This is a genomic window from Deinococcus misasensis DSM 22328, from assembly GCF_000745915.1.
Classification (GTDB): domain Bacteria; phylum Deinococcota; class Deinococci; order Deinococcales; family Deinococcaceae; genus Deinococcus_C; species Deinococcus_C misasensis.
Map to the genome: position 1 here is coordinate 104,547 of NZ_JQKG01000014.1, position 12,555 is coordinate 117,101.

The window sequence follows — 12,555 nt, forward strand, 5'->3', positions numbered from 1 at the left end:
GTCATGGATTCGATTTTCGCAGTGGCCAACCCCGAGCCTTCAAACGTTGGGGCCAGTAATCTTCTGGATGAAAAAGTGCTGAAGGTTCATCACGCATCAATATGGCTTCAATGTCTTCAAACAAATGGAGCACGCCAACCTGTTCGATGGTGATGGGTGGCATGTCGCCATCAAAAAACCTGTTGAACCTCAGGACAAAATCATTGAACCTTTCGATGGAGGTGTTTGCTTTGATGGGATGTTTTCCTTCTGGATCTGCCACATACACATGGCCCGTTTTCTTTTCAATGAGCAACGTTTCCTGAGGATTTCGGCCCACCACCACATGGCTCCCAAGGTCTTTGCAGTCTCCCAAATCAAATCCCCACAGGTGATATCTGCCAATGCGTCCTTCTCGTTTCTGAATTTCCATGATTGCATCTGCGGTTTTGCGTTTCAGACCCACCTGAAGCAGGTCTCTTTTTTTCAATGGACTGCTTTTTTGGTTTTGATGGGTGGTTTTGATGGCTTTGTAAGATGTTTTTGCTACACCCCAGCCCAACAGGGGTTCAATGTGCAAAGTTTTGGGATCCTGTGTTGCACCCACCACACCTGCAACAAGCTGGAAGGGATGCAAAGTGATTGTGCCATCAAAATGCACCTGTTTGACCGTGATGGCGACCTTGGACAGACCATCTGACAGGTTTCGGGAGTACACACTGTCTTTTGAAGCAAACCCCTGAAACGGTTTTTCCAGCATCTCATTGATTTTTTGAGCATCGGGTTCTGAACCCAAATACAGAAAGAACAATTTGATCCAGCCTGTAATGAGTTCTCCTCCATAAGCATTGAGGGGTTTGTAAATGCTTTGCCAGAAATGTTTGGAAGGGTGTCCTTTGGCGGTCCGAATGAACTGGTCACACAGGGGCAACAAATGCCGCGTCCACATGGAGAGCCCGACGGCATCCAGTGCCCTCACCTTTTCTCTGAAGTTTTCCCAGTCCTCGACGCTTCCTTTGAGGGTGATCTCTGGAATTCCACAAATGCACGTTTCAGTGTATTCAAAATAGGATTTGAAAGCGTCCATCATTACCACCTGACTGACCAGTCTGGCTGTGGGGGTGGTCGTGGAAAAATCACACAAGAACAATGACGCAAAGTTGTTTTTGACTTCTGCCTCAACCATTTCCGACCATTCTGTTACGCGTTGAGCCCACTCTTCGATGGAACGGTAGGGATCAAAGTTTTCGTTGGTTGTGATGTTGAGTGTCTTTTTGCCTTCATGGTCCACGAATTGGCTGCGCAAAACTTCAGCATGATTCGCAATGTGGGTGGACACCCCTTGTGCCACGGTGATCCACAAGCTGTCCGGGCACAGCACCAGAGGGTGATGCCGACTGAAGGCGGAATGGATGGCTGCCACCAGACCATGCGAATGGGATTCAACCCCTGTTTTTTCCGCATCAAAACTGGTGGCGATCACCTCGGCCTCCAAGGTTCGACGCAACCGATGAATAAGCCTCGACTGTGGAAAGGGTGTTCGGGCAGGTTCCACATCATCGACTTTGAATCGGATGCCTTCTGAACGGTCCAGCACCTGCAACACATCACCTGTGGAGTCCACGTTTTGAAAGAGCCTTTGGATTTGATCGGCCAGTTGGTCCAGCGCAGGAATTTCGCCTGCATTCCATGACACCCGTTGAAACCCCTGTGTGTCCTGGAAAATCAGATGGAGGGGTACAGAATGTGCAAGTTTTTGTTCAGAAGACAGGTGTTGCCATGGCTTGGAGTGCAACAGGTTTTTCACTTGCTCCACTTGGACTGCTTCCAGAATGTCCTGAACTTTGTGCAAGGGATCAAGGTGCTCTGGTGGGTTTGAAGGGTCTTGCCAGCATGTGACTTCTCCCATGAAGTCATGGACATCCAACTGAAAAACCTCGTACCTTTTTGGTTGATCTCCTGTGATCACCAGAGCAACCAGCAAATCAGGAGAAGGCACTTTATCAATGATGTTTTTGTCAATGGTTTCTGCATGTCCATTGGATGCATTCATGGGAAAACTCCTCAGGTCCAGTTTAAAGCATTTGACAGAGAAATAAGAGGTTGATGCTTGAGGTCGTGTTTTTTGAAATAGAAGGATTCAAAAGAATCCTTCTATTTCACTGTTAAACGCAGTAGAGCATTTGACAGGGCAAGGTTTTTTCATATTTCGAGAGATTCCAGAGAACTTCATCTTGTGGAAGGGTTGTCAGGAATTGCTGAGGCCTGAGGCCCAGAGCCGAGAAAAACATCAAGCTTTGGCAAATGCCATGAAGGGCGCAGCACGCTGTCTTGTGCACCACATGCTGGTCTCCTTGTCCGCTGCGCCCCTACAGATTCCCTTGACCATTTCTGATACGTATCACATGATGCTCTCGGCTCTCGGCTCTCGGCTCTCGGCTCTCGGCTCTCGGCTCTCGGCTCTCGGCTCTCGGCAAGCCTACGCCCTCAAACCACCCCACCAAAAGACAGCACCTTGCGTACCGTCTTGTCATCCACGATGAGCTCAGACATCAAGCGGCCCCTGAGTGCCCCCCAGAGCGCCAGAGCTTTGCTTTCTCCGGCCACAATGCACACTGCGCCTTTGCGGTTTTTGAACAAGGAAAGGTCCGGTCCGCTGGCCCGGTCATTCAGGGGGATGCCGTCAAAACTGCCGTCTTCGCGGAAGAACACCGTGGCGATGTCTCCCACCACATGCATTTGCTGCATGTCTTTCATGTCTTGCGGATCAAGGTAATTGGCAGAGTAAACGTAACTGAGCACGCTGGCTCTGGCGCTTCCGATCGAGTACAGCAACAGGTCGGCCTGTTGTTGCAGGTCGAGGACCCGTTTGATGCTGCGTTCACGCCAGAGCGCCCGTTTGGTGTCTGCAAAATCAAAGAAAGCTGGGATGGGAAAGGGATTCACCGAGGCCTGAAAGTTGTCCCCAAAGCGTTGCAAGAGGCCCAGAGCGTGGTCGCTCATGAAGTTGCTGGGGGTGCCGGATCCGTTCAGTTGCACGAGGGTCACGCCGGGGGTGGGTTTGGGAATCAGGTGCTGGGAGACGGCATTCAGGGTGGTGCCCCACGCGATGCCCACGGTCATGTCTTTGTGCACCAGCATGTTGATGTAATTGGCAGCGTACATGGCCACGCGGGTCATGCATTCGGATTCGGAGGCGTTCTCGGGGGTGGGAATCACATGCACCCGTTCCAGTTGAAAGTGCTCTTTGAGAAGCCCTTCCAGTGTGCGGGTGGGTTCTCTGGGGTCGTGGATGCGGATTTCGACCAGCCCGTTCTTTTTGGCATGGGTGAGCAGTCGGCTGACTTTGGGTCTGGACAGCCCGAGTTCTTCCGCGATCTTTTCGGTGGTGAGGTTCTGGTAGTAGTACAGCCTTGCCACCTGCACAGCCAGATCATCCTGATTTTGCATCTTTTTACTGTAACCAAAATTCAGGGTTCGATCAATTGTTCACAGTACAAAATCAGGTGTTCATGTGGGGCAGTTGTGCTGCAGGAAGGGGCCTGCAGAAGTGGTATCCTTGCGCTTCGCTGCACCCCAGACTTTGCAGGTGCTGGAGTTGCTCGGGGGTCTCGATCCCTTCGGCGACCACGTTGAGCCCGAGGCTCTGGGCCATCAGCACGATGGTCTTGACCAGAGCCGCCTGACTGGCATGGGTCAGCAGGCCATTCACAAAAGAGCGGTCAATTTTCAGGGTGTCGATGGGCAGTTCATGCAGGTACTTCAAAGAAGAGTACCCGGTGCCAAAATCATCCACGGAAACCCGCACCCCGAGGTTTCGCAAGGCCTGCAATCTGGCCTTGACCATCTCGGTGTCGTGCAGCATCACGCTTTCGGTGATTTCGAGTTCCAGCCACTCTGGGGGCAGAGCACTCTCTTGCAGGGCATCTTTCAGGGTGTCCATGAAACCCGAGTGGGCGAACTGGATCATCGAGATGTTCACAGCAATCCTCAAGTTGCTTTGGCCTGCATTGTGCCACAGGGCATTCTGTCTGCAGGCCTCCTGCAGCACCCATGCACCAAGGGCGTTGATCAGACCGGACTCCTCGGCCACCGGAATGAAACGGTCTGGTGGGATGAACCCTTTCTCGGGGTGCACCCAGCGCAGCAGGGCTTCGTGCCCCACCACCTGCAGGGTTTTCAGGTCCACGATGGGTTGATAATGCAGCAGCATTTCCTTGCGGTGCAGGGCATGACGCAAATCCATTTCCAGAGACAGCCTTTCCCGCACCTTCTCGGCAAGCTCAGGGGTGAAGCTCTGGATGTCGTTTTTGCCCAGCGACTTGGCCCGGTACATGGCGGTGTCGGCATGGCTGAGCAGGGTGCTGACCTCCTGTCCGTCCTCTGGGAACACGCTGATCCCAATGCTGGCAGAGATGAACAGTTCATGCAGGTTGATCTTGAAGGGTTTTTTCAGCAGGTCCAGGAATTTCTGGGCCACCTGCACGGCATCAATGGGGTCGTGCAGGTCATTGAGCACCACTGCAAATTCATCTCCACCCATGCGCGCAAACACATCGCTTTCCCGGATGCGGCGCCCCAGTCTTTCACTGATGTGCTGCAACAACGCATCCCCCACATGGTGCCCGAGGGTGTCGTTGACGTTTTTGAACCCGTCCAGATCAATGAACAGCACCGCCAGACGGCTGTTCTGGCGTTTCGCTCTGGCCATGCTGGTTTTCAGGTGTTCTTCGAAGAACATCCGGTTGGGCAGTCCAGTCAGGGCATCGTGAAAAGCCAGATGCTGCACCTGATGGGTCAATTTGCGTTGCACCAGAGCCAGAGCCACCTGCTGGGCCACGCTGGTGAGCCAATCCACATCGGCTTCGGTGAAATTGGGATCGTTCAGGTGATTGAGGGCGGTGAGGGTGCCAATCGGCTGTCCCTGATGGATCAGGGGGGCCACAATCACCGAGCCCACTTCACGCATCAAACGGTTTTGGTGCACCATTTCGGACTCACGGTCGTCCCGCACGTCTTTGAGGGACAGTGCAGCCTGCTGGTGACCCAATGCCCAGCCGGTCAAACCGTCTTGCAGCTCATGAAAACCGACCATTTCAATGGGAGGCATGTTGTTGCCTGTAGAAGCAGAATATTCCACCTGCTGGTGTTCAAAATCCAGCATGTAAATCAGGCACCATCTGGCCGGGATGGCCTGCATCACACCCTGACAGATCTCTTCCAGCAGGGCTTCTTGACTTCCCACGTGGTGCAGCGCCTGACTGACCTGATACAGGGCTCGGGTTCGCACCAGATCCTGACGGGTCTTTTCGTGGAGGCCTGTGTTTTCGATGGCCAGACCCAACTGTTCAGCAACCCGGATCATCAAGGCCAGGTCCTGCCCGTCCAGGGTGCGTTGCAGGCTCTCGATGACCAGAGCCCCCACCGCCTGATGCCCGGCAAAAACCGGAACGCTGATGCAGGATTTCACCCCGGGCAAACCAGCAAAGTAATCCTCGGATTGGGTCACATCTTCCAGCAGGACCGGTTGCCCTGTCCGAATCGCTTTCCCTGCTGCCGTTCCCTGAAGGGGAGCCCGCATGGGCCACTGGTCGTAACCTCTGGAGGCCACCCGCACCACCATGTCTTCTTCTTTCAGGGCCATCAGCACAATCGAGTACCCGAGCTGTTCGGTGATGGCATCCACCACAGCATGGTAAAGCTGCCCCAATTCCAGTTTGTTGGCAAGGGCCATCTGGATGCGGTCCAGCAAAATCAACTCCCGGGTTCGGCGCTGGGCGTTTTGCAGCAATTTCTGGTAGGCCTGCTCTCTGGCTTTTAAAGCTTCCTGGGTTTCATGCAGGTGGGTGACATCGGTGGACACCCCCAGAATGTAATCCTCGGGTTGCTGGGCATTGAACAGGGGTTGCTTGACGGTGGACAGCCAGCGTTGCGTGCCATCCGGCGCAGTGATGGCATAAGGCGGAAATTGTTTGCGGGTCTGGGTCTGCAAGACCTCCTGATCCTGACCCTCAATCAAAGTCACCTCTTGCGGGTAAGGATTGATCTCCTGAACGGTTTTGCCCAGCATTTGTTCGGGTGTCAGTTGATAGAGGTCTGCCAGAGCCTGATTGACCAGCAAAAACCGTCCCTGCGCATCTTTTAAACACACGGCACTGGGATCGCTGTCCAGAATGTTTTTCAGCAGGTGGTGCTCGATGCCCGCTTCTTGCAAGGCGTTCAGGCCAGCATTGCGGGCACAAACCAAGGTTGAAGCAGGCTCTCCTGAAGCATCTGCAATTTGTACGCGGGTGGCCAGCATCTCATGCACTTGCCCATTCCACTCCACTTTCAGGCCATGCCATTGTGCAAAGTCAGTGTGCAAGGGAATGGTTTCGAAGAAGTCTGGAAGACCCAATTCAGCACAGGTGCGACCCACAAACGCGTCTGCTTTCCGTCCCACGGCTCTGGCAAAAGAAGCACTCACCCGCAGATGCTTGCCGTTCAGGTCCAACAGCACCAGCCAATCCTGTGAGAGTTCAAAAAGGTGCAAGAGCAAGGGGTCGCTGTGCATGTTGCTTTCATTATGGCAGGTTAAACCTTTCCAAAAGATGTCAAAACCTCCTCCAAAAGGAGGAGATGCTTTTGAGGGATGTCTGGTTTGGCCTTTCCTCCTACATTAAGTTCATGAAAAACACCATTCCATTGAACAAAAAAGGAGAAAGCCATGCACATTGATCGGCCTGTTCACTTTCTGCCTTCACGCACCTTGCGCTACACCCTCTGGGGATGCCTGATCCTGATTGGGTTTGCGCTTTTGGGCCTCTGGCTTGACCCGAGGCAGGTGCTGGGAATGCCTGCATGGAGCAAGACTTTCAAATTTGCTGTGTCACTTGCACTTTATGCCCTGACCCTCAACTGGATGATTGCGGTGTTGCCCCCCAGAGCCCGAGTGATCCGCAACCTGTTCAAAGCAGGCACGGTTTTGATTGTTCTGGAAGTGGTGCTGATTGTGGTGCAAACCGTCCGGGGGGTGCCGTCCCACTTCAACATCTCCACCCCTCTGGACACCCTGATCTGGGGGGCCATGGGCAGCATGATCGTGGTGTTTTTCGTCCTCAACCTGCTGGCCATGATTCTGATGTGCTTCCAGAGGGGCAACCACCCGGTTTTGATGCTGGGGATGCGCCTCGGGTTGTTCCTCTCCTTGCTGGGATTTCTGGAAGGCTACCTGATGACGGCCCCCAATGCCCTCCAGCAAGCCGCCCTGAACGCCGGGCAGCAGTTGGATCTGGTGGGTGCCCACACGGTCGGGGTCTTGAAAGATGGCGGTCCGGGCCTTCCGTTGATCGGATGGAGCACCACCCACGGAGACCTCCGCATCGCCCACTTTTTTGGCACCCATGCCATGCAGGTGCTGGCATTGCTGGCCCTGTACCTGACCCGCATTCCTCAGAGGCGCATGTTTGAAACCACCAAAATGCAATTGCTCTGGGTGTGGGCAGCCGGGTATCTGGGACTGGTCGGCCTGCAGGTCTGGCAGGCCCTGCGCAACGAGCCTTTCCTGAACCCCAGCATGACGGTTTTGCTCTCTGGGGTGGGCCTTGTGGCTCTGGTGGTTGCAGGAACGTGGGGCGTGATTCAGGCTGGACGGGTGCAAACTTTGCGGTTTTCCAGAAGCATTCGCTGATCTTTTTTGAGGTTCACAAGTCAATTGTCAAGTCATAGAACCGGGTAGGTGGGCGTGCATTTGCAGGTGGATGCACGCCCACTGTCATTCAGCCAAATGGTTTTGAATCAAAGGATCATTCATTCCGGCGATACAGTTGCAAACTGCCATCTTCGCGCACCACACACAGGGTCCCATCCTGCAAAAACTCTATCGAGGAAATGAGGACTTTTTGTTCTTTCACCCGTTGCAGCACCTTGCCTTGGGCGTCGAGCACCAAGAAGCCTCCGAATCGACCTGCAACCAGCAGTTCCTGATGTGGGGTTTCTTTGATGACTGAAGGGCACAATTCCATTTTGATGGTTTTCAGGCTCTTATTTTTAAGATTATAAATATTAAGAAGGCATACTTTGGGTATAGTGGTGGCCAGATACAAAAGATTGGATGATCTATTTATAAAAAGTGCGAGATGATCATCTTCATTCTTAAGAGTCATCTGTGTTTTGTTCGTCTTGGGGTCCAATGAGAGTAAATCATAATATTTGTCGATAAAATATATGTAATTGCCATCTGTTTTTAGAAGTTCATTGTATTCATACTCACTGGTTAAGTGTGTGACTGGAGTAATTTTTCCTATTGTAGTGCTCATGATATCCCCACGAGTATTAATGAAAAAAAGCTTATTTGAATCTCTGTCAAGCAGTAGCATGTCATCTTCGCAGGCGCTGACGTATCCCTTGGGTAATTTTCCTTGGATTGGATTTTTCAAGTCTCGTAAGTCATATAAAAACAGATCGCTGGATTGGATATAAAATTGATGCTCATCGATAAATTTAATATCGCATACAGGGTGATTGAAAGCCATCAATTGACGTGCTTGCTTCTCAGAAGAGTCAAAAGCATACAAGACCTCGCTCTCAGGTCCTCGAACGACAAAATACAGTTGATTGCCTACTGCATCAGCAGGCACACAAGACTCATAATCAACCATGCAGCCTGAGGTTTCTATGGGGGAGGGCACCACTTGTGTGGGAACATAGAGGTCTTTTGCGCTGGTGATTCCCAGCAAGGACATGCTCAACATCAAAGCTTTAAGGACAGACATCTACTCCAAAATAACACACCCATTGTGCAACAGTTTTTTATGTTCCTCTCCTGAAGGGATGCTTCTTGATGTCTCTCATTTTTGAATTTCAAAGACCCTCAAATTCCATTGAAGTCTTTTTGCTGTACGCTGTGAACCCTCCTGATCTCTTTTTGCAAGTGTCCTTCTCAATCGTCTGCCAGAGTCTGTCAACCTGTTCACACAGCATTCACAAATCCACCCTGCAGCGTTCACCTGCAGGGCTTTAATCTGTGGTCACTGAAAGGAGCAAGACATGTTGGAATCAGGCATTGGATTTGGACTCGGGTTTCTCAATTTTCTCGGAACGGTGTTGTTCTTCATGTTCCTCTTTGGAATGTTTCGCATGCTGGCGTGGGGCTCAAGGGGAGGGGGATGCTCAGGGCACTCCCGCAAGCACTGGAAGTCCATGAGACGCCACTGGAAGCACCACATGATGGAGCATGACGCTCCATTGCGCATCGTGCGTGAACGCTACGCCAGAGGGGAAATCGACCGTGAAGCCTACCTCGACATGACCGAAGCCCTGGGAGGTCGCCCAGAGGAAACCGTCAAACACGAAGAGAGAGCCTCCGAGTGGCGTCCCCCCTTCATGCAGGACCGTGCTCTGGAAATTGCCCGTCATCGACTGGCACAGGGCGAAATCACCCCCGAGCAGTTCGAAGCCATCCGCAGAACCCTGCAGGATTGAAGCTCTGGGCAAGAAGGCAACCCTTCTTGCCCCTTTCCCATTCAGGTGTAGCATGAAACCCATGAGGCAAACCCTTTTGATTGTCGAGGACGAAGCCCGACTGGCCGAAATTCTGGAAGATTACCTCCGCAAAGAAGGCTTCCACACCGAACGGGCCAAAAACGGCATGCAGGCCCTTGAATTGTGGCGTGCAGCAAAGCCCGACATGATCCTGCTGGACCTGATGCTGCCTGTGCTGGACGGTCTGGAAGTGGCCCGTCGGGTTCGGTCTGAATCCGATGTGCCGATCATCATGCTGACCGCCCGAGACGATGAAGTGGACCGTCTGGTGGGTCTGGGGCTCGGGGCAGACGATTACGTGGTGAAACCTTACAGCCCCAGAGAGGTGGTTGCTCGGGTCAAGGCCGTGCTGCGCCGCACCCGTGGTCAGGTGATGGCCCCAGAGGTGTACCGTGCCGGTGTGCTGGAAGTGAACCTCGGGGCTTTTGAAGTGCTCTGTGAAGGAAAAGCGGTGGACCTCACCACCAGCGAAATCAAACTGCTGGCTTTGCTGGCAAAGGAACCGAACCGTGTGCGCCAGAGGGCCGAACTCCTCGCGGTCACCGGAGACGCCTCGGGTTACGCCGACGAGCGCACGGTGGATGCCCACATCAAAAACATCCGCAAAAAGCTGGGTGAGCATGGGGAAGCCATCGAAACGGTGCGTGGCGTGGGCTACAAGCTTGTGGTGCACGGAAAAGGCCACTGATGTCTGACATGAAACCCGAGTGGAAAAGGTTGAAAGAAAAAAAGCCGTTTTGCCCTCCGCCTCACCTGCACCACGATCAGGATTTCCGCAAAGCCCGTCGCCACTGGCGGAGAATGCACCGCAAAGCGTGGGGTCTGCGAAAACGCCTGACGGTGTTCTTCGCGTTTGTGGCTCTGGCAGCGGTTTTCCTGAACACGTGGTTCATCCTGAATGGGGTGTTCAGTGCCCTGTTTCCAGATTCGGCGCAGCGGTTCGGGTCCCTGTTTTCCAAACTCGCAGAATTGAACGGCCCAGAGCATGAGCAGGCCCGAGAGGTGTTCAAACGCATCACCTCCACGGCTTTTCTGTCGGGTTTGTTTTCATTCATGCTGGCCTCTCTGGTGGCGGGGGTGGTCACCCGGATTTTCACGCACCCACTGGTGGTTCTGACCGAAGGGGCGAGGCGCATGGAAAGGGGGGAGAGGGGCCTCAAAATGCGCCTCCCACACATGCAAAGCGAACTGCGCACCCTCACAGAGGCCTTCAACAGCCTGTCCAGTGGTCTGGCACGGCAAGAAGCGTGGAGGCGCAATCTGGTTGCAGACATCGCCCATGACCTGAGGACCCCTCTGGCGGTGTTGCGCTCCGAAGTGGAAGCCATGCAGGACGGGGTGATCCCCACCGATGGACCTGCCTTGGACCGCCTTCACCATCAGGTGATGCTGCTCTCACAACTGGTGACCGACCTGCGCACCCTGTCTCTGGCCGAAAGTGGGGGCCTGACCCTGAAACCCGAGCAGGTGAAGCTCCAGCCTTTCCTGAATGGCGTGATGCAGGCCTACGAGCACCGTGCTGGAGAGATGGGTTTGCAGGTGCTGCTGTCCACAGTTCCCCCTTCTTTGACTGCCACGTTTGATCCTGCTCAAATCACCCGTGTCCTGAACAACCTGCTGGAAAATGCCGTGCACTACGCCAGAGGTCCCATCGAAATTCAGGCCAGAACCACAGGCCCAGAGGTGCGAATCAGCGTCAGGGACCACGGACCCGGCATTCCCGATGAGGCCCTTGAACGGGTCTTTGAGCGTTTCTACAAAGGGGATTTCTCCAGAACCCGCCAGAAACGGGAGGATGGAGGCTCGGGTCTGGGGCTCCCCATCGCAAGGGCCATTGTGGAGGCCCACGGTGGAACTCTGGAGGCTGGAAACCATCCTGAAGGTGGAGCGGTTTTCACCTTGATTCTTCCGCTTTAAAGCATTTACTGATCTGAGCAGAAGTTATCGGAAGATCGTACTGCCTTCAGAGTTTGCGAATGAGACTGTCCATCACCTGCAAGGCATCCAGGTGCTCTCTGGTCCAGATGGAACCATCCACTCGGTCCACCATTACCCCCCACATTCCAGGAATCTTTCCCTCCTTTTGGGCCTTACCATTGGTGCACCAAAAATGATAGACCTGACTGTACGTTGCAAATGAATAAGGGCTCCATTTCTCATCCAGATCCCCCAGCAACCAATCTGGATGTTCGTCACGCACCCTCTGGTGTTCGGCCAAAGCAATCTGCCAAGCATCCTCCACCGATACTTTAGGCTCCCAATATCGGGTGGGCACTGGTACAGCAGAAATCTTGAACATCTGATCGAACACTTTGCACAGAAACATGGCTTGCAGGAGATCCAGTTCAGCCCCCAGCATTTCTGGCGTTTCATGGGGATTGCCTTCCGGAAGAAGCTTGAAAAAAGGCATGATTTCCAGCGTTCTTTTAAATCGATCTTCTTTCAACGAAAAAGGTCCACTGCATTGCAGATCATAGGTGTCCATCACCATTTCACGGGTCTTCACGATCGATTTCACCCCTTGCTTCCCACAAGTGTACTCAAAGGATCACAACCTCATTTCCTGCTCCCGGGAAATGAGATCGGTTTATGCTGGGCTGATGAAGTGGAGGCCCAGCAAACTGACCCGCATGCAAATGGAGGAACGGCGTCTGGAAGCCACCAGACGTCTTGAAGATCCCCACCCTGTCCAAAAAGACCTGGCTCATGATCTGGGGGTTCATCCCAACACCATCTCCCTGTGGAAACAACGTTTTATTCTTGTGGCAAATGCCTCAGTACCCGACAGTTTGATTGAGGCGTAAAAAAGCCAGACTGGTACAGTAAATCTGCTATGAAACACTGTCCGTCTGGCAAAAACCAGCATACCCTAACTGACTTGCTGAGGGAACACTTTCCCTACCGCAAGAATCACCTCGATACCCTCAGTCACATGCTCCAAGCCCTCCTGGAGGGCAAACATGTCATCCAGCAGAGTATTGCTGACCGTCTCCCCGGAGAAGCTCAAAACACGTCCAAGCTCAGACGCGTCGAACGCTTCTTTTCCACCCATCC

General features: G+C 53.3%; 11 protein-coding genes. 5 read left to right on the forward strand and 6 right to left on the reverse strand.

Going from position 1 to position 12,555, the window contains the following annotated elements; translation table 11 throughout:
- Window position 1: 1 nt before the first annotated feature.
- The 3 genes from Q371_RS25650 to Q371_RS25655 all read right to left on the reverse strand — a co-directional run bounded on the left by Q371_RS25650 (window position 2) and on the right by Q371_RS25655 (window position 6,532).
- Window positions 2-2,032 (reverse strand): DUF4419 domain-containing protein, encoded by a 2,031-nt coding sequence (locus Q371_RS25650; protein WP_051964120.1) that lies wholly within the window; start codon window positions 2,030-2,032, stop codon window positions 2-4.
- Window positions 2,033-2,466: 434 nt separating this feature from the next.
- Complete coding sequence (locus Q371_RS11205; protein WP_034340374.1) at window positions 2,467-3,429, reverse strand: sugar-binding transcriptional regulator; 963 nt, start codon at window positions 3,427-3,429, stop codon at window positions 2,467-2,469.
- A gap of 52 nt (window positions 3,430-3,481) precedes the next feature.
- Window positions 3,482-6,532, reverse strand: coding sequence for a bifunctional diguanylate cyclase/phosphodiesterase (locus tag Q371_RS25655; protein WP_051964123.1), 3,051 nt, complete (start codon window positions 6,530-6,532; stop codon window positions 3,482-3,484).
- Window positions 6,533-6,685: 153 nt separating this feature from the next.
- Between Q371_RS25655 and Q371_RS11215 the strand changes: the two genes are divergently transcribed.
- Complete coding sequence (locus Q371_RS11215) at window positions 6,686-7,648, forward strand: hypothetical protein (RefSeq protein ID WP_051964126.1); 963 nt, start codon at window positions 6,686-6,688, stop codon at window positions 7,646-7,648.
- Window positions 7,649-7,763: 115 nt separating this feature from the next.
- Here the strand turns inward: Q371_RS11215 and Q371_RS11220 are convergent, their stop codons facing one another.
- On the reverse strand, window positions 7,764-8,732 hold the full coding sequence (locus Q371_RS11220; RefSeq protein WP_034340377.1) for a hypothetical protein: 969 nt from the start codon (window positions 8,730-8,732) through the stop codon (window positions 7,764-7,766).
- A 274-nt stretch (window positions 8,733-9,006) separates the two neighbouring features.
- Between Q371_RS11220 and Q371_RS11230 the strand changes: the two genes are divergently transcribed.
- From Q371_RS11230 to Q371_RS11240, 3 genes are all read left to right on the forward strand, one after another.
- Window positions 9,007-9,441 (forward strand): SHOCT domain-containing protein, encoded by a 435-nt coding sequence (locus tag Q371_RS11230; RefSeq protein ID WP_034340382.1) that lies wholly within the window; start codon window positions 9,007-9,009, stop codon window positions 9,439-9,441.
- A 61-nt stretch (window positions 9,442-9,502) separates the two neighbouring features.
- Entirely contained in the window at window positions 9,503-10,189 is a 687-nt protein-coding gene (locus Q371_RS11235; protein WP_034340461.1) for a response regulator transcription factor, read from the forward strand.
- Window positions 10,189-11,418: a sensor histidine kinase gene (locus Q371_RS11240; protein WP_245618320.1), complete on the forward strand. Its 1,230-nt coding sequence runs from the start codon at window positions 10,189-10,191 to the stop codon at window positions 11,416-11,418. Before Q371_RS11235 ends, Q371_RS11240 begins: the two co-directional genes overlap by 1 nt.
- 46 nt (window positions 11,419-11,464) lie before the next feature.
- Here the strand turns inward: Q371_RS11240 and Q371_RS11245 are convergent, their stop codons facing one another.
- Window positions 11,465-12,007, reverse strand: a complete 543-nt coding sequence (locus tag Q371_RS11245) for a hypothetical protein (protein ID WP_034340385.1) — start codon at window positions 12,005-12,007, stop codon at window positions 11,465-11,467.
- A gap of 124 nt (window positions 12,008-12,131) precedes the next feature.
- Between Q371_RS11245 and Q371_RS11250 the strand changes: the two genes are divergently transcribed.
- Window positions 12,132-12,305, forward strand: coding sequence for a helix-turn-helix domain-containing protein (locus Q371_RS11250; protein ID WP_169743828.1), 174 nt, complete (start codon window positions 12,132-12,134; stop codon window positions 12,303-12,305).
- Between the two features lie 65 nt (window positions 12,306-12,370).
- On the opposite strand, the gene Q371_RS27735 is transcribed toward Q371_RS11250, so the two are convergent.
- Window positions 12,371-12,555 (reverse strand): hypothetical protein (locus Q371_RS27735; protein ID WP_034340390.1); only part of this gene is annotated, 185 nt, incomplete at its 5' end.